20 protein-coding genes are annotated in these 21,257 nt (G+C 73.8%); 11 read left to right on the top strand and 9 right to left on the bottom strand.

The window, feature by feature from the left end; translation table 11 throughout:
• Window positions 1–246: 246 nt before the first annotated feature.
• On the top strand, window positions 247–1,179 hold the full coding sequence (locus WME83_RS45820; protein ID WP_437316009.1) for a deoxyribonuclease IV: 933 nt from the start codon (window positions 247–249) through the stop codon (window positions 1,177–1,179).
• A 78-nt stretch (window positions 1,180–1,257) separates the two neighbouring features.
• Here WME83_RS45820 and hutU read toward each other — a convergent pair whose 3' ends face one another.
• Window positions 1,258–2,931: a urocanate hydratase gene (hutU, locus tag WME83_RS45815; protein ID WP_437316008.1), complete on the bottom strand. Its 1,674-nt coding sequence runs from the start codon at window positions 2,929–2,931 to the stop codon at window positions 1,258–1,260.
• Window positions 2,932–3,115: 184 nt separating this feature from the next.
• Between hutU and WME83_RS45810 the strand changes: the two genes are divergently transcribed.
• Window positions 3,116–3,403, top strand: coding sequence for a hypothetical protein (locus WME83_RS45810; protein ID WP_437316007.1), 288 nt, complete (start codon window positions 3,116–3,118; stop codon window positions 3,401–3,403).
• A gap of 6 nt (window positions 3,404–3,409) precedes the next feature.
• Here the strand turns inward: WME83_RS45810 and WME83_RS45805 are convergent, their stop codons facing one another.
• The 4 genes from WME83_RS45805 to WME83_RS45790 form a co-directional block, all read right to left on the bottom strand.
• Complete coding sequence (locus WME83_RS45805) at window positions 3,410–5,461, bottom strand: protein kinase domain-containing protein (RefSeq protein ID WP_437316006.1); 2,052 nt, start codon at window positions 5,459–5,461, stop codon at window positions 3,410–3,412.
• Between the two features lie 25 nt (window positions 5,462–5,486).
• Window positions 5,487–6,458, bottom strand: a complete 972-nt coding sequence (locus tag WME83_RS45800) for a hypothetical protein (protein ID WP_437316005.1) — start codon at window positions 6,456–6,458, stop codon at window positions 5,487–5,489.
• A gap of 97 nt (window positions 6,459–6,555) precedes the next feature.
• Window positions 6,556–7,344 (bottom strand): hypothetical protein, encoded by a 789-nt coding sequence (locus WME83_RS45795; protein WP_437316004.1) that lies wholly within the window; start codon window positions 7,342–7,344, stop codon window positions 6,556–6,558.
• Window positions 7,345–7,437: 93 nt separating this feature from the next.
• Window positions 7,438–7,743 carry a YfhL family 4Fe-4S dicluster ferredoxin gene (locus WME83_RS45790; protein WP_061621589.1) on the bottom strand — a complete coding sequence of 102 codons (306 nt, stop codon included), beginning with the start codon at window positions 7,741–7,743 and terminating at the stop codon, window positions 7,438–7,440.
• Window positions 7,744–7,903: 160 nt separating this feature from the next.
• Here WME83_RS45790 and WME83_RS45785 point away from each other — a divergent pair, with 160 nt between their 5' ends.
• From WME83_RS45785 to lpdA, 6 genes are all read left to right on the top strand, one after another.
• The gene (locus WME83_RS45785; RefSeq protein WP_437316003.1) at window positions 7,904–8,632 is read left to right on the top strand and encodes a hypothetical protein; all 729 of its coding nucleotides are present in this window, start codon (window positions 7,904–7,906) and stop codon (window positions 8,630–8,632) included.
• A 53-nt stretch (window positions 8,633–8,685) separates the two neighbouring features.
• Window positions 8,686–9,723, top strand: a complete 1,038-nt coding sequence (locus WME83_RS45780) for a HEAT repeat domain-containing protein (protein WP_437316002.1) — start codon at window positions 8,686–8,688, stop codon at window positions 9,721–9,723.
• Complete coding sequence (locus WME83_RS45775) at window positions 9,720–10,334, top strand: DUF4149 domain-containing protein (RefSeq protein ID WP_437316001.1); 615 nt, start codon at window positions 9,720–9,722, stop codon at window positions 10,332–10,334. The genes WME83_RS45780 and WME83_RS45775 overlap by 4 nt, the downstream gene beginning before the upstream one ends.
• 108 nt (window positions 10,335–10,442) lie before the next feature.
• On the top strand, window positions 10,443–10,718 hold the full coding sequence (locus WME83_RS45770) for a hypothetical protein (protein ID WP_020741038.1): 276 nt from the start codon (window positions 10,443–10,445) through the stop codon (window positions 10,716–10,718).
• A 114-nt stretch (window positions 10,719–10,832) separates the two neighbouring features.
• Window positions 10,833–12,023 carry a thiamine pyrophosphate-dependent dehydrogenase E1 component subunit alpha gene (locus tag WME83_RS45765; RefSeq protein WP_437316000.1) on the top strand — a complete coding sequence of 397 codons (1,191 nt, stop codon included), beginning with the start codon at window positions 10,833–10,835 and terminating at the stop codon, window positions 12,021–12,023.
• 163 nt (window positions 12,024–12,186) lie between these two features.
• Window positions 12,187–13,593 carry a dihydrolipoyl dehydrogenase gene (gene lpdA / locus WME83_RS45760; protein ID WP_437315999.1) on the top strand — a complete coding sequence of 469 codons (1,407 nt, stop codon included), beginning with the start codon at window positions 12,187–12,189 and terminating at the stop codon, window positions 13,591–13,593.
• Between the two features lie 121 nt (window positions 13,594–13,714).
• Here the strand turns inward: lpdA and WME83_RS45755 are convergent, their stop codons facing one another.
• Both WME83_RS45755 and WME83_RS45750 read right to left on the bottom strand, forming a co-directional pair.
• Entirely contained in the window at window positions 13,715–14,899 is a 1,185-nt protein-coding gene (locus WME83_RS45755; protein WP_437315998.1) for a bifunctional methionine sulfoxide reductase B/A protein, read from the bottom strand.
• 73 nt (window positions 14,900–14,972) lie between these two features.
• Window positions 14,973–15,977 carry a hypothetical protein gene (locus WME83_RS45750; RefSeq protein ID WP_437315997.1) on the bottom strand — a complete coding sequence of 335 codons (1,005 nt, stop codon included), beginning with the start codon at window positions 15,975–15,977 and terminating at the stop codon, window positions 14,973–14,975.
• 167 nt (window positions 15,978–16,144) lie between these two features.
• Here WME83_RS45750 and gloB point away from each other — a divergent pair, with 167 nt between their 5' ends.
• From gloB to WME83_RS45735, 3 genes are all read left to right on the top strand, one after another.
• Window positions 16,145–16,900 carry a hydroxyacylglutathione hydrolase gene (gene gloB / locus WME83_RS45745; protein WP_437315996.1) on the top strand — a complete coding sequence of 252 codons (756 nt, stop codon included), beginning with the start codon at window positions 16,145–16,147 and terminating at the stop codon, window positions 16,898–16,900.
• Between the two features lie 66 nt (window positions 16,901–16,966).
• On the top strand, window positions 16,967–18,751 hold the full coding sequence (locus WME83_RS45740) for a 1-acyl-sn-glycerol-3-phosphate acyltransferase (protein WP_437315995.1): 1,785 nt from the start codon (window positions 16,967–16,969) through the stop codon (window positions 18,749–18,751).
• Window positions 18,748–19,674 carry an NAD(P)-binding domain-containing protein gene (locus tag WME83_RS45735; protein WP_437315994.1) on the top strand — a complete coding sequence of 309 codons (927 nt, stop codon included), beginning with the start codon at window positions 18,748–18,750 and terminating at the stop codon, window positions 19,672–19,674. The genes WME83_RS45740 and WME83_RS45735 overlap by 4 nt, the downstream gene beginning before the upstream one ends.
• Before the next feature lie 200 nt (window positions 19,675–19,874).
• Here WME83_RS45735 and WME83_RS45730 read toward each other — a convergent pair whose 3' ends face one another.
• Window positions 19,875–20,240: a hypothetical protein gene (locus tag WME83_RS45730; protein WP_437315993.1), complete on the bottom strand. Its 366-nt coding sequence runs from the start codon at window positions 20,238–20,240 to the stop codon at window positions 19,875–19,877.
• Window positions 20,241–20,524: 284 nt separating this feature from the next.
• On the bottom strand, window positions 20,525–21,109 hold the full coding sequence (locus WME83_RS45725; RefSeq protein ID WP_437315992.1) for a hypothetical protein: 585 nt from the start codon (window positions 21,107–21,109) through the stop codon (window positions 20,525–20,527).
• Window positions 21,110–21,257: the final 148 nt, after the last annotated feature.

The raw sequence follows: 21,257 nt of genomic DNA, 5'->3' as shown, positions 1-21,257 counted from the left end.
GGAAGGCCGCTCAATTCGCGCCTGGGCCGGAACGCGTCAAGGGTGAGGTGCCGCGAACGGAGGTTCGCGCCCTCCCGGCATGGGGTTTGCTCGCGCGTTTGCGCGCGGAATCGGGGTCGTCGCGGAGGATCGGACGGCATGTTCCTGGGGTTGCGGTCGCGCGCGCGTCGCGGCGGCGTGGCAGATCCGTCGCGCTCGGAGGAATGGCTTGCCGGCGCGGGGGGCGCGACCCAAGCAGTGCGGCCGATGATCTTCGGGGCGCACGAGTCCGTGGCCGGCGGCCTCCACCGCGCGATCGCGCTGGCGGGTGAGGATCGCTGCGAGGTGCTGCAGATCTTCACCAAGGTCTCGGGCCAGTGGCGGGAGCCTGCGCTGGGCGCGGAGCAGATCGCCGCGTTCCGGGCCGCGCGCGCGGCGTGGGCGGGCGCGGGCGCGACGCTCGCCCACGCGAGCTACCTCATCAACCTGTGCGCCGACGACGCCTCGATCCTCGAGCGCTCGCGGGAGGCGCTGTTCCAGGAGCTCGCGCGCTGCGACGCGCTCGGGATCGACTTCGTCGTGTTCCACCCGGGCGCGCACCGCGGGCTCGGCGAGGAGGCCGGCCTCGATCGCGTCGGCGAGAGCCTCGCGATGGTGCTCTCGCGGGGGCGGGGGCTCCGCGCGCAGCTGTGCATCGAGAACATGGCCGGGCAGGGGTCGACGCTCGGCGATCGCCTCGATCACATCGCCGCGATGATCGAGCGCGCCGGGCCGGAGGGGGCGCGGCTCGGGGTCTGCATCGACACGCAGCACGCGTTCGCGGCGGGGCACGATCTCCGGAGCGAGGCCGGCTACGAGCGGTTCTTCGGCGATTTCGACCGGCTGCTCGGCATGGATCGGCTGCGGTGCATGCACGTGAACGACTCGAAGGCGGCGCTCGGCCAGCGGGTCGATCGGCACGAGCGCATCGGCGACGGAGCGATGGGGCTCGCGCCGTTCTGGCGCCTCGCGAACGACGCGCGGCTCGCGCGCGTGCCGGCGGTGGTCGAGCTGCCGCCGCTCTCGAAGGAGCGACGCGGCTACGCGGAGGAGATCGCGCGGCTGCGCGCCCTCCGCGGCGCGCCCGCGCCGGCGGCGGCGCCGCCCCCCGCCGATGCCCGGCCGCCGACGAAGCGCAAGCCGCGCGCCCCTCGAGGCTGACGCTCGCGCGACGGCGGAGCGCCTCGGGGCGCCTTTGGCCCTGCGACGCGGCGCCCGCGCGCCGGGCCAAAGGCGCCCTCACCTCGCCCGGTGCGGCACCCGGACGCCCGCCTCGTCCGCCACGCGGATCGCCGTCTCGTACCCCGCGTCCGCGTGCCGGATGATCCCCATCCCCGGGTCGATGGTGAGCACCCGCTCGAGCCGCCGCCGCGCGGCCTCGGTGCCGTCGGCGACGATCACCATCCCGGCGTGCAGCGAGTTGCCGATCCCGACGCCGCCGCCGTGGTGGAAGCTGACCCACGAGGCGCCGCCGGCCGTGTTCGCGAGCGCGTTGAGGATCGCCCAGTCGGCGATCGCGTCCGAGCCGTCCTTCATCGCCTCCGTCTCGCGGAACGGGGACGCCACCGACCCGCAGTCGAGGTGGTCGCGCCCGATCACGAGCGGCGCCTTCACCCGGCCGGTGCGCACGAGCTCGTTGAAGGCGAGCCCGACCTTCGCGCGGTCGCCGTAGCCGAGCCAGCAGATGCGCGACGGGAGCCCCTGGAACGCGATCTTCTGCTCCGCGAGCTCGATCCACCTCCGGAGATCCGGGTCGTCCGGGACCGCCTCGAGCACCGCGCGGTCGGTGGCGAGGATGTCCTCGGGATCGCCCGAGAGCGCCACCCAGCGGAACGGGCCCTTGCCCTGGCAGAACAGCTCGCGCACGTACGCGGGCACGAAGCCGGGGATCGTGAACGCGCCCTGGCAGCCCGCCTCCATCGCGCAGGTGCGGATGTTGTTGCCGTAGTCGAAGACCTCGGCCCCGCGCCGCTGCATCTCGAGCATGGCCTCGACCTCGAGCCGCATCCCCGCCTTCGCGCGCGCGACGTACTCCCCGGGGTCTCGCGCGCGCAGCTCCGCCGCCTGCTCCAGCGTGAGCCCCGGCGGGACGTAGCCGACGAGCGGATCGTGGGCCGCGGTCTGCTCGGTGACGAGGTCCGGCGTGACGCCGCGGCGGACGAGCTCCGGGTAGACATCGGCGGCGTTCCCGCAGAGGGCGATCGAGCGCGGCGCCCCGCGCCGGACGCCGTCGAGGACGGCCTCGACGGCGCGATCGAGGTCGTCGATGCGCTCGTCGACGTAGCGGGTGCGGAGCCGCTTCTCGATGCGCGCCGGGTCGATCTCGACGCCGAGGCACGCCATGCCCGCCATGGTCGCGGCGAGCGGCTGCGCGCCGCCCATGCCGCCGAGCCCCGCGGTGAGCACCCAGCGGCCGCCGCCCGGCGCGCGCGCCGCGTGCGCCTTGCGCGCGGCGACGAACGTCTCGTACGTGCCCTGCACGATGCCCTGCGAGCCGATGTAGATCCAGGAGCCCGCGGTCATCTGCCCGTACATGGTCAGGCCCAGCGCCTCGAGGCGGCGGAACTCGTCCCACGTCGCCCACCGGCCCACGAGGTTCGAGTTCGCGAGGAGCACGCGGGGCGCGTCCGGGTGCGTGCGGAAGCGGCCCACTGCCTTGCCCGACTGCACGAGGAGCGTCTCGTCGTCCTCGAGCTCCCGGAGCTCGCGGACGATCACGTCGAACGCCTCCCACGATCGCGCGGCCTTCCCGGTGCCGCCGTAGACCACGAGGTCGTCGGGCCGCTCCGCGACCTCCGGATCCAGGTTGTTGTGGATCATCCGGAGCGCCGCCTCCTGGATCCACCCCTTGCAGCTCCGCTCGCTCCCGCGCGGCGCGCGCACCGCCCGGGCCCCCTGCTCTCCGGTCGCCATGCTGTCGTGTACCCCAGCCGGCGGAGGCGGACCAGGCGGCGCGGCGCGCGCTGCCCGCGACGCGCGACGACGCGTGACGTAAGGCTGCTCGGCGCGCCCGCCGCCTCTCCCAGGACAGCCGGCTTCGTCCGAACCGGAGTATGCTCGCCCGCGGCGCGAGCAGCGCCCGACCCTGGGAGAATCCATGATCTCGACGATCCGTTCGGCCCTCGCGCGTTGCCCGGTCCGGGTCCTTCCGCTCGCAGCCCTGGCGGTCTCCCTCGCGACCACGGGGTGCGACAAGGTCGGGTGCTTCGAGTGGACCAAGTACGAGGGGGCGTGCCCCTCCCAGGAGGAGGCGCTCGAGTACTTCGGCGGCGCCACCTGCGGCAGCGAGGTCAAGTCGGTCGACAGCGAGCCCGAGTTCGACGGCGACTACTGCTGTTACGACATCACCAAGCGCACCGACGACGCCCCCTGCGACCCCTTCTAGTCTCCCCTAGAGCTCGTCCAGCGCGTTCCTGTCGAGCTCCTGGAGCGCCGCGAGATCCCGCGCCGCGAGCTCCTCCACGCTGCCGTCGGCCTCGCGCGGGTAGGCCAGCGCGACCTCGCCGTCGAGCACGTAGAGGTGCTGGCCGTCGATGCGCCCGTGCGCGCCCCCCGCCGCATGGAGCGCCGCGATGGCCTCGCCGAGGCGCGCCCGCTGGCCCCGGGTCAGGGCTCGCCCCTCGTCGGCGAGCGCGCGGCCCTGGGGCGGCGCCACCCACACCTCGCCGGCGGCGAGGTCGGCCCGCAGGACGCACGGCAGCGCCGCGTGGCCGGCGCGCGCGAACGCCCGGGCCCGGGCGAGGGTCGCGTCGTCGAGCTGCAGCACGAGCACGTCGCGATCGAGCCAGACGTCGTGCCATCGCCCCTCCGTGTCGCGGCCGTCGCCGACCTCCAGGGTCGCCGCGAGCCGCGCCGCCGTCGGGGGCGGCGCCTCGCTCGACCTGGGTCGGGCGCTCGCGCGCGCGCGCCGCGCCCGCGGGCTCTCCGGCCAGGGGAGCGCCGTGATCGCGCGCCGCGCCTCGAACGCGTCGGCCGGCCGCGCGGCCGGGTCCTCGGCGAGCAGCGCTGCCACGACCGCGTCGTGGGCCGCCGTGAGCTCCGGGTGGATCGCGCTCGGCGCAGGCTCGAGCTGCCCACCCACGGCGGGGGCGGGCGGCTCTCCGGTGAGCAGCTCGGCGAGCACCGCGCCGACGCCGTACAGGTCGCTCGCCAGCGTGGCCGGCCGGCCCATGCGCTGCTCCGGCGACATGTACGCGAACGTCCCGATCGCGCCGGCCGTGGCGGTCGTCGAGAGATCGCCGAGGTGCGCCGCGCCGAAGTCCGCGAGGTGCGCCGTCCCGATCTCGTCGAAGAGCACGTTGCTCGGCTTCACGTCGCGGTGGAGGATGCCGAGCCGGTGCGCCTCGCCGAGCGCGGACAGGAGCGCGCACGCGATCTCGACGGCGCGCGCGGGCGCGACCGGCTCCCCGCGGAGCCGCTCGATCAGCGAGCCGCCGGCCATCCAGGCGAGCACCATCGCGGGCCCCTCCGGGTGATAGGCGCGGAGCGCGACGACGTTCGGGTGCCGGAGCTGGGCGAGCGCGCGCGCCTCGCGCTCGAACCGGAGGAGCGCGTCGCGGCCCGCGCCGAACGCCGCACCCGCGAAGATCTTCACGGCGACGCGCTCCGCCGTGATCCGGTCGCGCGCCTCCACCACGCGCGCGTGGGGGGTGGCCGTGACCTCGCGCAGGGTCTCGTAGCGCCCGAAGAGGAGCGGCCCGCCCGACGCCGGGCCCGGCGCAGCGGGAGCCGCCGCGGGGCCGGGCGACGAGAGCGCCTCCTCGCCGCGCGGGTCGAGCTGCGCGAGCTCGTCGCGCACGGTGCGCGCGGCGTCCTCGAGCCCGAGCGCGCTCAGGCAGCGGCAGAGCAGCGGCAGCGCGCGGGCGCGCTCCGCGGAGGAGGGCGGCAGGTGCTGCAGCGCGCGCACCGCGGCCTCGGTGCGGCCGTGGCGCGCGAGGAGCTCGCCGAGGGCGAGCCACGCCGCCGCGTCGCCCGGGCGGCGGCGGAGCGAGGCCTCGAGCACGCGCGCGCCGTCCGCGGGGCGGCCGGCGAGCTCGAAGCTCTCGGCGGCGCGGCGCGCGTCCTGGGCCGCGGTGAACGCCTCCGCGGCCGCGGCGTGGGCGCCGAGCGCCGCGAACAGCGCGCCGGCGTGGCGGGCGAACCCGCGCGCCGCGAGGTCGGCGGCGACGCGCAGCGCGGCGTCCCGGGGCGCCGCGGTGACGAGCGCGTCGAGCGCCTGGCGCGCCAGCGCGTCGTCGCCGCCGAGCGCGGCCATCAGCGCCGCGCGGGCCGGGTCCTCGGCGGCGAGCGCTTCCCTGGCCGCGCCGGCGAAGTCGCAGACCCGCTCGAGCAGCTCCGACGCGCCCGCGTGATCGCCGGCCGCCACGAGGAGCGCCTCGCCGCGCTCGCGCTGCCCGATCGCGGCGAGCTCGGCCGCGCGCCGTCGCAGGTCCTCGTACGTCACCCCGGCGCTGGTCGCGAGCCCGTCGTCAGTGCGCGGCGAGGCGCGCGCGGCCGTTCACGGAGAGGTCGAAGCGCACCTCGCCGGCGTCGATCCCCGCGGCGCTGAACGGCACCTGCCGCGTGCGGTGCACGGCGAGCGTCGCGCTCGCGGGCAGGGGGCCGAGCGTCGAGGGATCCAGCAAGGAGCCCGGGATCACGCCCCGGCCCGTGTCCTTGAAGGCGCACCGCACGGTCGCGCCGTGCGCCGAGGTCACGTCGACGTAGATGATGTCGCGCGCCCGGCCGGCGTCGCCGCCCTCGTCCGCGCGCCACTGCACCACCGCGCCGACCCCGGCGCCGAGCTCGACCCCGTCGGCCAGGTCGGCGTCGCCCACCCGCACGTCCTCGGGGCCGGCGGGGGCGTCGGCCTCGAACGCGAACCGATCGAGCTGCCCCGAGCCGGAGCTCTCGAAGACGTAGCGCGCCGGCGCCGGCAGATCGCTCGTGGCGTCGCGCGACGTGTAGAAGACGCCGAAGACCAGGGCGCCCACGTCCGGGAATGCGCGGGCGGCGAGCGGCATTTCGGTGTTGTCGGTCCGCATCGTGACGTCGCCCGCGTCGAGGAGCTCGATCGGGCTGAGCGAGCTGAAGCTGCTCGCCGCCTCGTCCTCGGCGGCGGGCGAGAGGACCATGCAGCTGCCGGCGGACGGGAGGACGAACGGCTGGCCGACCGCGCCCTCGGCGAGCTCGGGATCCATCGCGGAGGAGAGGCGCATGAACTTTGCGAGGACGTTGGTGACCGAGCCGGCGCCCTCGTCGGCCGCGGCCTCGGGCACCGCGTCGTCGAGCTCGATGGCGGCGGCGTCCCGGCTCAGGTTGATCGCGCGCTCGACGCGAACGACCCCCTGGGTGACCACCCCGCTGACGTCGGTCGCGTCGCCCGCGACAGGCGCCGAACAGCCGATGAGAGCCGCACCGGCGAGGAGGCATGAGGTGGAGAGGGCGCCGTAGGGACGCATAGATCCGAGTCTAAGACGGGTCCTCCGGCCGGGCAAGCGCCTGCGCTGGCCACGGAAAGCGCGCGAAAATCCGCAATTTTACAGCTTTACGGTCAGGTCAGAAGGTGACCGTGAGGCCGCCGCCCGGGGCGATCGTGCCCTGGTCGATGACGGCCGGGGCGCCGCCGATCTCGCCCGTGGCGTGATGGTACGTCGCTGTCGCCTCCAGGGCGACATGTACGTGGCGGAACCCGGCGCGCACGCCCAGCACGAACCCGAGCCGGAGGTGCTGGCCCGACGCGTCGACGAGGGGCCCGCGGGAGGCCGACCCGGCGGGCGGCAGCCGCACCTCGCCGCCGAGGAGCTCGAGCCCGAGCCGCGGACCGAACCAGAGGGCGTAGAGATCCGCGTCCGACCGGAAGCCGAGCAGGATCGGGACGTCGACCCCGGCGCCGTAGACGTCGACGGCGTCGCCCCCCTCCGCGCTCGGACCCGCGCTCGGGCCCGGAGCGCCGGCGAAGAGGGCCGAGGCGCCGAGGCCGACCGACAGGGCCGCGTCGCCGAGCGGGAACGCGTGGCGCCCGTCGAGCCGGAGGGCGCGCCCCGAGTACGTCAGCCCTGCCTCGTTCCCGCCCTCGATCCCGACGCGGGCGCTGGCCCACGGCGCGACGCCCGGCGACACGGCGATCTCGGAGAGCCTCCGCCGCGCGGCGCCCTCGGTCGCGGCCGCGTCGCCCGCGGCCGGCGGGGCGGCCGTCGCGCCGGCGACGACCATGTCGCCCGACACGCCGGCGCCGACGCTCACCTTGCCCGGGAGAAGGACGTGGGCCGGATGGAGCAGCGGCCCGCTGCCATGGCAGCCCGCGCAGGCCCCCGCGAGGAGCGCTGCGGCCCAGCGCCGGATCACGGTGTGACCCGGGCGCTGCGTTGAACCGACGGTGCCGGCGGGGACATGAGGAGCGCGGCCGAGAGGCGACGCGACGGTGCTCGAGACGATGCTCTACTTCCGGAAGCGCGAGGGGTAGTCGTTCGCGGCGGCCCGCTTCTGCAGATCGGCATCGTCGGGGTGCAGCTTGATGGCGCGCGCGATGAGCGTCTCCTCGGTCTCGACGATCTGCGGGTTCGGCAGGCAGCACTCGACCGGGCACACCGCCTGGCACGCCTCGTGGTCGTAGAAGCCGACGCACTCCGTGCAGAGCTCCGGATCGATCACGTAGATCTCATCGCCCTCGCTGATGGCTTCGTTCGGGCATTCCGGCTCGCAGGCGCCGCAGTTGATGCAGTCTTCGGTGATGTAAGTCGCCATGGCCTTCGCTTCATTCTCCGGGGTCAACCCCGGTCCGGTCGTTTCTAGAGGCCTGAGGGCAAGGTGTCAATTCGGGCGGAAGGGAGCGCAGGTTCCGCGCGGCGGCGCTGGCGTATGCTTGCGCGCCGGCGCCCCTGCCGGTACTAAGCGGCCCTCCTCGATGCTCCGCCTCACCGGGCCCGCCCTCCTGCTCGCCGCCCTCGGCGCCTCCTCGCTGCTCGCCGGATGCGGTCCGCAGATCGGCGACGCGTGCATCACGTCGCTCGATTGTGCCCAGCAAGAGCAGGAGCTCTTCTGCGACGGCACGCAGCCCGGCGGCTACTGCACGGTCTTCAACTGCGGGCCGGACAGCTGCCAGGGCAGCAGCGTCTGCGTCGCGTTCAACCCGGTGCTGGATCAGGAGTGCAGCGCGCTCGAGAACGTCCGCTGGCCGCGCTTCGAGCGGACGTTCTGCATGGCCACCTGCGACGACGACGACGACTGCCGCAGCGGCTACTCGTGCGTCGCGCTGCGCGACATCCGGAGCGCCGCGGCGATCCCGCCGGGCGAGCGCAACGCCGCGATCATCGACGCCGAGCCGGAGGGCTCGAAGGCGTGCCTGCCGGATCCGTCCTCTCCCCCGAGCGCGCCCGGCGAGACCTCGGGCGACGCCGACAGCGGGCCCGGGGTCTGCGGCGCCGCGCCCGAGCAGCCCGCGTGGACGCCGTACACGCCGGGCGCGGGAGGCGAGGGCGGCGCCGGCGGCTCGAACGGCGAGGGCGGTGCGGGCGGCGAGGGCGGCGCCGGCGGCTCGAACGGCGAGGGCGGCGCCGGCGGTGCGGGCGGTGCGGGCGGCGAGGGCGGCGGCGCCGGCGGCTCGGACGGCGTCGGCGGTGCGGGCGGCGGCTGAGCGCCGCGCGGTGCGATCCGGCGCCGCGCGGCGACCGTGCTAGCGTTGGCCGCGTGTTCGGACCGGCCCCCGCGAAGAGGACGCTCGAGGCTGCGCTGCGCGACGTCGGCTCGCAGAAGCCCGCCGTGCGCGTGGAGGCGGTGACCGATCTCGTCCCGTATGCCGCGACGGAGCGGGAGCGGGTCCTGCGCGCGATCGAGGGCGCGCTGCGCTCCGACGCGCACGCGGCCGTGCGCGCGGCGGCGGCGATCGCCCTCGCCGACACGAAGGCCGTCGAGGCGCTGCCCGCGCTGCTCCTCGCCGTCGAGGACGAGGACCCCAACGTCCGGCAGATGGCGATCACGGCGCTCGGCGAGATCGGCGACGTGCGCGCCACGGGCCGGCTCCGGCGCGCGCTCTCGGACGAGCGGCCCGAGGTCCGCTTCCAGGCGGTCATCGCCTTCCCCCGCGTCTGCGCCCAGCCGGCCGACGCGCTCGAGGCCGTCATGGAGGCCACCCACGACGGCGACCCGCTCGTCTGCCACATCGCCCTGCGGATGTTCGAGGAGCTGGGCGAGCAGAACGGCGAGCTCCCCCCGCCGTGCATGGCGCGGGCGCGCGCGCTGCTCGGCCACGCGTCGCCGCTCGTCCGGGCCACGGCGGCGGTCGTCACCGCGCGCTTCGGCGATCCGGCGGGCCACGCGGTGCTCGTCGAGGTCGTGGAGGGGAAGCTCCGCGACGTCGACCACGAGGACGAGGCCGCCGCGATCGAGCTCTGCGGCGAGCTCCGCCTCGCCGCCTCGCGGGGCGCGCTCGAGCGGCGCGCCTTCGGGCGCCGGCTCGGCCTCGGCCGGGATCCGCTGCGCTGGCACGCGCGCGTCGCGCTCGCGCGGATGCGCCACGAGCGCGCGGTCCGCGAGATCCTGAGCGAGCTCGGCGCGTGGGACCGCCACCGGCGCACGCTCGCCGTCGCGGCCGCCGGCCGCGCGCGCCTCGCGGCCGCCCGGCCGGCGATCGAGGCGATGCGCGGCGACGACCGGAAGGCCGATCAGGGGGCCGTCGAGGAGGCGCTCGCCGCCATCGGCTCCGACGGTTCCGAGGTGGATGCATGAACGATGACGCCCAGTTCAGCGAGGCCGACCTCGCCCCGAGCCCCGAAGAGCGCGCCGCGTCGCGCCGCTCCCTGATCGATCGCGTGGCCGCGAGCGTGGCCGCGCTCGCGGCGGGCGCGTGGGCCGGCGGCGTCGTGACGCTGGGCGCCTGCGCCGCGCCGTTCGTCTTTCGGCTCACCCCGGCCCCCTTCTCCGGCGACGCGATGAGCGCGGCCTTCGCCCGCTTCGATCAGCTCGCGCTCGGCGCCGCCGTGATCCTCCTCGGCGCGGAGGTGGCGCGCACCTGGGCGGCGGGGCGCCGGGGCGCGAGCCGCGCGGCCCGCGTGCGCCGGGTCGTCGCCATGGCGATGGCCGGGTGCGCCGCGTACGCCGGCCTCGCGCTCACGCCGCGCATCGCGGCGCTCCACCGCGAGGGCGCGCGGCGCGGCGAGGGGGAGCGCGGCATGGAGCTCGAGCGCGCCCATCGCCGCGCCGAGCTCGTGAGCAAGTCGGAGGTGTTCCTCGGCGCGAGCCTCGTCGCGCTGCACGTCTTCACGCTCGGCGCGCGCCGCCCCGAGGACGACGAGGACGACGAGGACGCGGCCGCGCCGCTGCCGCCCGGCCCGCGGTGAGGGCGCGGGGCGCACGTCACCCGCGCGGGCGCCGGCGCGGGGGCGCCGATCCGACCACCGGCGCGCGAGGCGCCGCCGCGCGGCGCGGCCAGGACAGGGAGAGACCAGATGCCGCGGGACAACAAGCTGTATAGCGGCTTCGTCAACCACGACTACATCCTCACGTTCTCGATCGCCGACGAGGAGAGCCGCGCGCGCCTCGTCGCGCTCTGCGCCGGACCGTGGCAGGGCGACGAGGTCACGCCCGGCACCTGGGAGGTGTCCAACACGCTGAGCCCGGACCAGATGGAGCGCGCCATCCTCGATCTCATGGGCGACGCGGATCGCGCCGCCTATTACTACCTCTCCGACAGCAAGCGGATGTTCCGCGTCCTCCTCGGCTGAGCGCGGCGCGCGGCGTGTGGGCCGGTTCGCTCCGGCGGGCGACCGGGGCGGGCGGTGCCGGGCCGGCGCGCCGAAGGGGCCGCGATCGCCGCCATTTCGCGGTATGGTCCGGTCATGAGCGAGCTGGAAGCCACGCCGCCCGGCGCCTCGATCAGGGCCGAAGGCGCCCCTCCACCTCACGCGCCGCCGCCCCGCGCGGGGGAGGGGGACGACGAGGGCTTGCTCAGCGTCCTCCGCGACGACGGGACGCTGGATCCCGCGACCGATCCCGGCCTGGCCGACGCGCTGCTCCTGCGCGCGTACCGCGAGATCAAGCGCCTCCGGCTGCTCGACGCGCGCATGCTCCTGCTCCAGCGGCAGGGGCGGGTCGGCTTCTACGGCGCGTGCACCGGCCAGGAGGCGACGCCGATCGCCGCCGCGCTCGCGCTCGAGCCCACGGACTGGATCTTCCCCGCGCTGCGCGAGAGCGTGATGATGCTGGTGCGCGGCTTCCCGCTCCGCACCTACGTGGCCCAGGTGTTCGGCAACTCGGGCGATCTCCTCAAGGGGCGCCAGATGCCGTCGCACATGAGCGGCCGGCAGGTGAACCAGGTGTCCTGGTCGAGCTGCATCGGCCCGCAGATCCCCCAGGCGGTCGGCGCCGCGTGGGCCGCGAGGCTGCGGCGCGAACGCACGGTGGTGGTGGGCTTCCTGGGCGACGGCGCGACGAGCGAGCCCGACTTCCACAGCGCGATGAACTTCGCGGGGGTCTTCAAGGCGCCCTGCGTGATGATCTGCCAGAACAACCACTGGGCGATCAGCGTGCCGACCGACCGGCAGACGGCCTCCAGGACGATCGCCGTCAAGGGCCGGGCTTACGGCGTCCCGTCGGTGCGGGTCGACGGCAACGACGTCATCGCGGTCTACCGCGCCGTCTCCGAGGCGGTCGCGCGGGCCCGGGCCGGGGGGGGCCCCAGCTTCATCGAGGCGCTCACCTACCGGGTCGGCGCGCACTCCTCGAGCGACGACCCGAGCCGGTACCGGTCGCAGGAGGAGGTCGATCGCTGGACGGCGCGCGACCCGTTGCTGCGCCTCGGGCGCCACCTCGCCGCCCGAGGCCTCCTCGACGACGCCGCGGAGGCCGCCCTCGAGGCGGAGCTCAACGCCGAGATCGCCGCCGCCGTCACGGAGGTCGAGGGGATGGACCCGCCCGCCCGCGAGACCCTGTTCGACGACGTCTACGCCGAGCTGCCCTGGCACCTGCGCGACCAGCGCGCGGAGCTCCTGCGCTCCCCGAAAGCGCCCGCGCACGGCGGCGGACGCTGACCACGGGAGGGATTTCCCCTCGGTGCGAGGTCGTGTAAGCCCCGGACACCCCGGGCACGGCTCGCGGTTGCGGGCGCGGCCTCAGGGCTGGTGGGCGAGGGGCTTGTCTGACGGACCCCGGCGCCCCTAATCCCAGTCTCCGAAGCGCACAACAAGGACAAGGATGAAGACCTACGACGCAATCGTGATCGGAGCCGGCCCGGGCGGTTACCCCTGCGCCATCCGGCTGGCTCAGCTCAAGCAGACGACGCTCTGCATCGAGAAGGAGCAGCCCGGCGGCGTCTGCCTCAACTGGGGGTGTATCCCCTCCAAGGCGCTGATCTCCGCCGCCCACCTCTACGAGAAGTCGCAGGCCGGCGCCTCGATGGGGATCAAGGTCAGCGGCGTCGAGCTCGACGCCAACGCGATGCAGGACTGGAAGGAAGGCATCGTCAAGAAGCTCACCGGCGGCGTCCGGTCGCTGCTCAAGGGCAACGGCGCCGACCTGATGACCGGCACCGCGACGATCGTCGGGCCGAAGCGCGTGGACGTGACCCTGCCGGACGGCTCGGTGGAGCAGATCGAGGCGAAGAAGGCGATCGTCATCGCCACCGGCTCGACCACGATCGAGATCCCGTCGTTCAAGTTCGACGGCCAGTCGATCATCGGCGCGAAGGAGGCGGTGAGCCTGCGCCACATCCCGAAGCGGCTGATGGTGATCGGCGGCGGCGTCATCGGCCTCGAGCTCGGCATGGTCTACCAGGCCTTCGGCTCCCAGCTCACCGTGGTCGAGGCGCTGCCCGACCTGCTCACGGGCGTCGACCCCGACTGCACGAAGATCGTCGAGCGCAAGATCCTGAAGCGCGGCGGCACGATCCACAAGAACGCCAAGGCGATCGGCTACGAGAAGCAGAAGGACGGCTCGGTCGGGGTGAAGATCCAGATCGAGGGCAAGGAGCAGACGATCGTCGTCGACACGGTGCTGGTCGCCGTCGGCATGCGGCCGACGTCGAAGGGGCTCGGCCTCGAGAAGGTCGGCGTGACGGTCGATCAGCGCGGGTTCATCCCGACCGACAAGACGTGCCGCACCAACGTGCCGTCGATCTACGCGATCGGCGACGTCAGCGGCCCGCCCCTGCTCGCGCACAAGGCGACGAAGGAAGGCGAGATCGTCGCGGAGGTCATCGCGGGGCACAAGGCCGCGAAGGACTGGGTCGCGATCCCGGGCGCGATCTTCACCGATCCGGAGATCGCGACGGTGGGGCTCACCGAGGCGGAGGCGAAGGCGAAGGGCCTCGAGGTCAGCGTCGGCAAGTTCCCGTTCTCGGCGCTCGGCAAGGCCATGGCCTTGAACGAGACCGAGGGGTTCGTGAAGATCGTCGCCGACAAGAAGACGAAGCAGGTGCTCGGCGTCCACATCGTCGGCCCGGAGGCGAGCACGATGATCAGCGAGGCGTCCCTCTCGCTCGAGATGGCGGCCTTCCTCGAGGATCTCTCGCTCACGATCCACCCCCACCCGACCCTCGGCGAGTCGCTGATGGAAGCCGCCGCCCACGCCATGGGCGCGGCGATCCACATCGCGAACCGCTGAAAACCCGAGGCGCCAAGGCGCCAAAGACGGAGAGAGGGCAAGACCGCTCGTCCTGCCCTCTCTCTTCGCGTCTCCGGTCGACTCGTCGCAACCGTCCGAGAAGCGCGCTCGAATCGACGCGTCAGTCGCGCATGTAATGGCACGTGTACCCGTCCGGGTACTTCACCAGGTACTTCTGGTGGTACTCCTCGGCGCGCGTGAACGGCCCGGCCTCCACGATCTCGGTCACGATCGGCGCGCGCCACTTGCCGCTCCGGCCCACGCGCGCCTTCACCTCCTCGGCCACGCGGCGCTGCTCGGGCGTCGTCACGAAGATGGCCGAGCGGTACTGCGTGCCGACATCGTTGCCCTGGCGGTCCCGCGTCGTGGGATCGTGCATGCGGAAGAACCATTTCTCGAGCAGCTCGGCATAGGACACCTTCGCTGGATCGAAGACGATGCGCACCGACTCCGCGTGCCCGGTCTCCCCGGTCTTCACGTCACGATAGGTCGGGTCCTTCGTCCGGCCGCCGGTATAACCGACCTCCGTCTCGAGGACGCCAGGGATCTTGCGGAGGAGCTCCTCCATCCCCCAGAAGCAGCCGCCCGCCAGGATGGCCGTCTCCAGCGTGGTCTTGCAGCCGGGGGCCTCCCCCGACGCCGGGACGGCGCAGGCGTTCGCGCCGTCCTGCGCCGCCGGCGCGCGGCTCCGGCCCTCGACCTGGGCCCGGTAGGCGCCGTAGCCCTCGGCCTCGAGGCGATCGATCGGGATGAACCGGAGAGACGCAGAGTTGATGCAGTACCGCAGCCCGCGCGGCGCAGGGCCGTCCTCGAAGACGTGCCCGAGGTGCGAGTCGCCGGCCTTCGAGCGCACCTCCGTTCGGACCATCCCGTGGGCCCGGTCCGAGCGCTCCACGACCCGGTTCGGCTCGACCGGGCGCGTGAAGCTCGGCCAGCCGGTGCCCGAGTCGAACTTGTCGCGCGAGGAAAAGAGCGGCTCGCCGGTCACGACATCCACGTAGAGGCCCGCCTCGTGGTTGTTCCAGAAGGCGTTGCGGAACGGCGGCTCGGTCGCGTCGCGCTGGGTCACCTCGTACGCGAGCGGCGTGAGCTGCTTCCGCAGCTCCTCCTCCGACGGTTTGCGATAGGTTCTATCCGACATCGTCACAGCCTCCTTGGACCCCGGGGCAGCCTTGCTCGCCTCCCCCGCAGCGCCCGCGCGCCAGCACGCGACCAGGGCGGCGGACGCGACGAGCAAGAGCGCGAAGAAGAGACGAGCAGCGCGGAGCCAATTCATCATCCACCTGGCCGGTCGAGGGTAGCGCATCCACCCCTCCTACGCCGCGCACCGCCGGCGGTTTCACCCGGCGGCCGCGGCCCCGCGCGCGCCGGGCTCGACGTTATGGGCTGCCGCCCTCGAGCGGGGCCTCGCCCTCGGCGGCGCGCCGCTCGAAGCAGTCGTCGGGGATCTCGCGCGCGCGGCGGACGAGCCGGGTCGCCCCGATGAACGCCGTGGTCACCGGATCGTGGTAGCCGCTCGCCCCGTGCAGCCCCGGGACCGCGCGCTGGTAATGGCGCGCGACCCGCTCCATCAGCGCCTCGCGCACGTACTTGCCCACCATCGACGCCATCGCCACGCAGAGATCCGAGGCGTCGCTGTCGCGGACGAACGCGATCTCGCCGAGCCCGGGGAAGCGGTAGACGCTGCGGGCGCGGCCCTCCTCGAGCGCGAGGTGCAGCCGCCCGGCGAGCGGGCCGAACGCCGTCCCGTACTTGCCGAAGCCGCCGACCTTGCCGCACACCGCGAAGATCTCCGCGCCGGCGAGGCCGCCGAGCTCGAGGATGAGCCGCTCCATCGCGTGGAGGTCGAGCACGAACCGGTTCTTCCCGGCGCGCACCCCGTCGTTCATCCGCTTCGCGCAGAGCAGCACCGAGCGCACGGCGACGATCTCGACCCCCTTGTCGGCGAGCTTGTCGAGGTCGCGGCCGATGGCGCGCAGCAGCTTGTCGGGCGCGGTAAACCCCTCGCCCTCCGTCGACCAGCACTGCGCCTCGACGTGGCCCGGGCAGAGCGCGCGCAGCGCGGCGCGGTCCTCGAGCGCGACGGCGTGGATCAGCTCGTCGACCGACGACGGGTCTGCGGCCGCCGCCCCGCGGCCGCAGCCGCGCGCGACCAGCGCGCGGGCCCACGCCTCGCCGAGCGAGACGTCCCCGTGCGCGACGAGCTGCTTCGAGTCGCCGAGCCGCTGCGCGAGGGCGCCGCGCGGCGCGCGGCCGGCGGTCTCCCACCCGGCCTCGGTGACGCGCGAGAGGACGGCCGTCACCACCATCGGACCGAGCCGCGGGCCGAGGCCGTTCTCATCGACGCCGATGCGGTAGCGGACAGAGGGCTCGGCGGACGCCATGCACGGCCCCTCTGCCACACGACCGCGCCCGCGTCACGGCGCGCGGCGGCCCGCCGGCGTCATCCCTCGCGCGGTGTCGATCGAAATCGACAAGCGCACCGCATTACGTCTTCTGCCCCGAGTTTTTCGCAGGCTCCCCCGGCGCGCCGCACTATATTTCTCGCCCCATGCGCATCCTCCCCGTGCCCTGCCTCAGCGACAACTACGCGTACCTCGCGGCCGCGGACGGGCGGCGCGAGGCGATCGTCATCGACCCTTCGGAGGCCGATCCGGTCGTCGCGGCGCTCGAGCGCGAGCAGCTCCGCCTGGTCGCCATCATCAACACGCACCACCACCACGATCACGTCGGCGGCAACGAGGCGCTCCGCCAGCGGTACGGCGACCTCCCCGTCTACGCGCACGCGAGCGACGTCGGCCGCGTGCCCGCGCAGACGGAGCGGGTCGAGGAGGGCAAGCCGGTCGAGGTCGCCGGCCTCACCTTCCGGCCGCTGCACGTCCCCGGCCACACGATGGGCGCCGTGTCCTATTGCGTCGAGGACGCCGTCTTCACCGGGGACACGCTCTTCATCGGCGGCTGCGGCCGCATGTTCGAGGGCACACCCGAGGTGATGCACGCCTCGCTCTCCAAGCTCGCCGCCCTCCCGGTGCACACGCGCGTCTTCTGCGGCCACGAGTACACCGTGAACAACCTCCGCTTCGCCGAGACGGTCGAGCCCGAGAACGAGGCCGTGCGCAAGAAGCTCGCGGCCGCCCGCGCGGCGCGCGAGCGCGGCGAGCCCACGGTCGGGAGCACCATCGCCGAGGAGCTCGCGACGAACCCGTTCCTGCGCTGCGGCGAGGCGTCCGTGCAGGCCCGCTTCCCGGGGCCCACGCCGCCCGACGTGTTCGCCGCCGTGCGGCGCGCGAAGGACAATTACCGCTGAGCAACGGCGTCGCGCGCGGCCGTATTCCGCTCGCGCCCGCCGCCTGTTTTCTATACGACTAGGGCCATGGACTCCCGCGCTCCCATCTTCGGGTTCAACGACGCGCGCGACGAGATCGTGCGCACCGTGGTCGACCGGGTCATCGGCGCCACGAGGGATCCGCTGCTCGCCATGAACGAGGCGGCGTACCAGGAGGCGAAGCGCCTCGAGGGGTCCCGGAAGCCGCAGGACGTCCGCGAGCTCGGCGAGTGGCAGCGGCTCGCCCGCTCGCTCGGCCGCATGCACGACGCGGAGCGCCGCCGCCGTCTCCGCGAGCTCGCCGAGGAGTACGCCTGGGACATCGCGGGGAACTTCGACAGGCGCGTCTACCAGTTGTCGTCGCGGCTCTTGCCGCCGGTCGTGAGCGCCTTGCTCGCGCCGCGCAAGCTCGTGACCGTGGTCCGCGACCCGCGCAAGCTCGTCAGCCTCGAGCTGCTCGCCGACCGGGTGCTCGTGCAGGGCCCGCTCGCGAAGCTCCGGTCGCTCGTGCAGCGCGGCACCGCGGTCTACGTCCCGACGCACCTCTCGAACATGGACTCGATCGTGTTCGGCTACGCCCTCGAGCGCGCCGGCTTGCCGCCCGCCACCTACGGCGCCGGCAAGAACCTGTTCACGAACCCGGTCCTCTCGTTCTTCATGCACAACCTCGGCGCCTACCGGGTGGATCGGCGCATCCGGCACAACCTCTACAAGGACGTGCTGAAGACGTACTCGAGCGTGCTCCTCGAGCGCGGCTACCACTCGCTGTTCTTCCCCGGGGGCACGCGGTCGCGCTCGGGCGGCATCGAGCGGAGGCTCAAGCTCGGCCTGGTCGGCAGCGCCTTCGAGGCCTACACGCGGACGCTGCTGAGCGGCCGCGAGCGCCGCATCTTCTTCGTCCCGGCCACGATCAACTACCTCATCACGCTCGAGGCCGAGACGCTCATCGCCGATTTCCTCTCCGAGGCCGGCAAGGGCCGCTTCATCATCGAGGACGACGAGTCGAGCCGGATCGGCCGGATCGCCTCGTTCCTCCGCAAGCTCCTCGCGATGAACGCCGCGGTGGTCATCCGCTTCTCGGAGCCGCTCGATCCGTTCGGCAACCGGGTCGACGAGCTCGGGCGCTCGTTCGACGCGCGCGGGCGCGAGGTCGACCCGGCGAGCTACGTGAAGGACCAGGACGGCGTTCCCAACATCGACGCGGCGCGCGACGCCCAGTACGCCCGCGAGCTCGGCGAGGAGATCTGCCGGGCGTACGCGCGCGACACGGTCGTGATGGCGACGCACGTCGTCGCGGCGGCGAGCTTCGCCCGGCTCCGCGCCCACGCGCCGGCCGCGGACCTCTTCACGGTGCTCCGCCAGCGCGACGTGCTCACGGTGCCGCGCGACGACCTCGCGGCCGACGTCATGGCGCTGTGCGATCGGCTGCGCGCGCTCGAGCAGCAGGGGTGCGTCGTGCTGGGCGAGGACGTCCGGCTCGGCTCGGGCGGGGACATCGTCGAGCGCGCGCTGCGCGCCTTCGCCGGGTACCACTCGTCGCCGGTGCTCGACTCGCGGCCGGAGGGCATCGCCATCTGCGACACGAACCTGCTCTTTTACTACCAGAACCGCCTCGCCGCGCACGGCGTCGCGTGGGACGTGATCGCGCCGCCCGGCGTCCCCTCCGGCCTGCAGGTCCAGCCGCCGCTCCCGCCGCTCGCGCCGTCCTCGTCGGCGCCGTCGTCATTCGACGAGCAGCAGCAGCCGCGGGGCGCGGCCTCGGCGCGCGGCGGCGCCGCGGCGGCGCGTGCGGGCTCCGCGGGCTCGATGAACGGCGCCGGAGGTGGCCGGTGAGCGCGCGTCCGGCGGTCGGGGTCATCGGCGGCGGCTTCTGGGGCGTGGCGCTCGCGCTCGCGGCGAGCCGCACCGGGGCCGAGGTGCTCCTGTACTCGCGCCGCGAGCACCCGCAGATCAACGACGGCCCGCGGATCGTGCGGGACCACGCGGAGGTCGCGCGGGCGCGGCTGCTCGTGATCGCGGTGCCGTCGAACGCGGCCCGGACGGCGCTGCGCGCGCTCGGCGATCACATGGACGGCGCGCACCTCGTGATCCACGGCGTGCGCGGCCTCGAGGGCGAGGCGCTGAAGACCGTCTCGGATCTCGTGCGCGAGGAGACCCCGGCGCGCCGGGTGGGCGCGCTGGGCGGCCCGGTGCAGGAGGACGAGCTGCGGGAGGGCCGCCCCTCGGCGATGGTGTGCGGCTCGCGGTTCCCCGAGGTGCACGCGGCGGTGACCGCGGCGTTCCAGTCGCCCGCGCTCCACGTCTACACGACGCCGGATCTCCAGGGCCTGGAGTGGGCGTCGGCGCTGGTGGGGTGCCTGGCGGTCGGCGTCGGCTTCGCCGAGCAGGCGGGCGCCGGGCCGGGGCTGCTCGCCGCGCTCATCTCGAGGGCGGTCGACAGCGCGGCGCGCATCGCCGCCGCGGCGGGCGCGGAGGAGCGGACGATGCTGGGGCTCGGCGGCTACGGCGATCTGCTCGCGTCGATCCGGCTCGCGGGCCGCCCCGAGGTGATCCTCGGCAAGGCGCTCGCGCGCGGGCGGACGCTCGACGAGGCAGTCGCGGAGGCGAGGCTGCGCGTGGAGGCGATCCCGCTGATCCCGCGCATCGTGGCGTTCGCGAAGGCGCGGAAGGTGGACGGCGGGGTGTTCGGGGCGCTGGAGGCGATCCTGCAGGGCGGCGAGCCGAGGGCGGTGCTCGACCGGATGTTCGCGGCGTGAGCGGCGGTCACCCGCTTCGGATACGGGCCCATCTCGGCGTTTTCGGTGCTCAGCGCACAGGAGTGCGCTTGCGCGCCGAAAACGCCGATCTGGACCCGTCTCCTGTGCGGGTGACCGCCGCTCTGCGACGCTCGTACCAGAGACGGATCAGAACCGCTCTAGAGCGGCCGCCGGGCTGAGCCGCTCCGGGCAAGGAGCGCTCAGGTCGGACGCGGGGCCAGGGGGATGCCGACGGCGGCGGCGATGCGGCGCGCGAGCGCATCGAAGTCGCGCCGGCAGTCCTGCACGGCGGCGGCGTTGCTGCCGATAGCGCCGTCGGCGGGCGTGAGCAGGAACATCGGCTTCCGCGCCTCCTGCGCGATGGGCATGAGGCTGCGGTAGTACCGCAGGGTCGCGAGGTGGTGCGGATCCGGGCTGGGTGCTTCACCTTCCTCGTGGAGGAGCGCCTGGCGATAGACCCTCGGCATCTCATGGACCCATCGCTGGTGTGCCCTCGCGGGATACGCGTCGCGCGCGGCGTGCTGCAGGATGACGTAACCGATGGGGCGCATCTCGCCGTTGGGCACGGAGAGCTCTTCCGGGCGCGCCTTGTTGTCGAGGCGCCTCTCCCGACCACGCCGCCAGGCTGCAAGCGTTGGTCCCAGGGTGCGCAGCGCCTTCCCCAGCGCAGCTAGGACAGCAGATGTCCTAGCCTCCGCTGCGGATCCAGCGTCAAACGCAGGGTTTTATGCACAGTCAAGGGGAACGGGTGCGCCGTGTGACACGGCCCGTCCTACGGGCAGGAGGGCGCCTTGACGGGGCGCCTCGTGATGAGGTGGGCTTGGTCTCGGTGGGGATGGATGAGGGCTTGCTACACGCTCGTGCCTTGCTTCTTCTGTACGGCTCGCCAGCAGTGGTAGATCTGCACTGCGTCATCGCGACCAAACGAGTCGCCGGCGGCCGCGTACACGACCGGGACGACACCGACTTGCGGTGCACTCACCGAGTCGAACGCTTCAAGCCTCGCGATCTCGACACCGTCTGCGGCTCGTCGGATACAGTAGTTCGAGCCGCCTGGCCGAGCAAATCCACCGTCTGGAATACGAGCTCCAAGTTCGACCTCGTACTCTACGCCGCGCAACACGTACCTCTTGAGCTGGCGGTCGTAGGTGACCATCGAGCAGACCTCGTCCCACCGCCTCTTCATCTCCGTCCAGCGCTTGGCGTCATCGGTCGCGGTGGGCTCGTTCAAGACCGCGGTGATCACCCCGGCGACGCCACGAACCTGTGCATCATCCGCCGCTCGCAGCGCCTTGATGACACTCTCGTCATCGTCGTTCGATGTGTCGCGGTAGAGCCAGTCGGGCCCGCGCATGCGAAGCCGGCCCTCCACAGCGAAGCGCACCTCCTCCGGAAGCCCATTCAGCCAGTCGATCAGCAGGTCGGTCAGGTTCATGCCGACAGGTAGCTCGATGCCTCTGCGCTGTCACCTGCATCGCCGCAGTAGGCCAGCAGAAGCCATGTGATATCAGCATGTTAGGTCGCGTCGCGATTTTTTTGCCCGCACGGTGCGGAGGTCGCGGCGGACGACCGAACCAGGCTCG

This window comes from Sorangium sp. So ce385 (assembly GCF_051474135.1).
GTDB classification, from domain to species: Bacteria; Myxococcota_A; Polyangia; order Polyangiales; family Polyangiaceae; genus Sorangium; species Sorangium cellulosum_D.
The sequence above is the reverse complement of the archived record's forward strand: the minus strand, read 5'-3'. Positions and strand labels throughout refer to the sequence as shown.

Bases quoted from the DNA above. Each gene is read 5' to 3' on its own strand.
- WME83_RS45820 (WP_437316009.1), top strand. From the start codon at position 247: ATGATCTTCGGGGCGCACGAGTCCGTGGCCGGCGGCCTCCACCGCGCG.
- hutU (WP_437316008.1), bottom strand. From the start codon at position 2,931: ATGGCGACCGGAGAGCAGGGGGCCCGGGCGGTGCGCGCGCCGCGCGGG.
- WME83_RS45810 (WP_437316007.1), top strand. From the start codon at position 3,116: ATGATCTCGACGATCCGTTCGGCCCTCGCGCGTTGCCCGGTCCGGGTC.
- WME83_RS45800 (WP_437316005.1), bottom strand. From the start codon at position 6,458: ATGCGTCCCTACGGCGCCCTCTCCACCTCATGCCTCCTCGCCGGTGCG.
- WME83_RS45790 (WP_061621589.1), bottom strand. From the start codon at position 7,743: ATGGCGACTTACATCACCGAAGACTGCATCAACTGCGGCGCCTGCGAG.
- WME83_RS45785 (WP_437316003.1), top strand. From the start codon at position 7,904: ATGCTCCGCCTCACCGGGCCCGCCCTCCTGCTCGCCGCCCTCGGCGCC.
- WME83_RS45775 (WP_437316001.1), top strand. From the start codon at position 9,720: ATGAACGATGACGCCCAGTTCAGCGAGGCCGACCTCGCCCCGAGCCCC.
- WME83_RS45770 (WP_020741038.1), top strand. From the start codon at position 10,443: ATGCCGCGGGACAACAAGCTGTATAGCGGCTTCGTCAACCACGACTAC.
- WME83_RS45765 (WP_437316000.1), top strand. From the start codon at position 10,833: ATGAGCGAGCTGGAAGCCACGCCGCCCGGCGCCTCGATCAGGGCCGAA.
- lpdA (WP_437315999.1), top strand. From the start codon at position 12,187: ATGAAGACCTACGACGCAATCGTGATCGGAGCCGGCCCGGGCGGTTAC.
- WME83_RS45755 (WP_437315998.1), bottom strand. From the start codon at position 14,899: ATGCGCTACCCTCGACCGGCCAGGTGGATGATGAATTGGCTCCGCGCT.
- WME83_RS45750 (WP_437315997.1), bottom strand. From the start codon at position 15,977: ATGGCGTCCGCCGAGCCCTCTGTCCGCTACCGCATCGGCGTCGATGAG.
- gloB (WP_437315996.1), top strand. From the start codon at position 16,145: ATGCGCATCCTCCCCGTGCCCTGCCTCAGCGACAACTACGCGTACCTC.
- WME83_RS45740 (WP_437315995.1), top strand. From the start codon at position 16,967: ATGGACTCCCGCGCTCCCATCTTCGGGTTCAACGACGCGCGCGACGAG.
- WME83_RS45725 (WP_437315992.1), bottom strand. From the start codon at position 21,109: ATGAACCTGACCGACCTGCTGATCGACTGGCTGAATGGGCTTCCGGAG.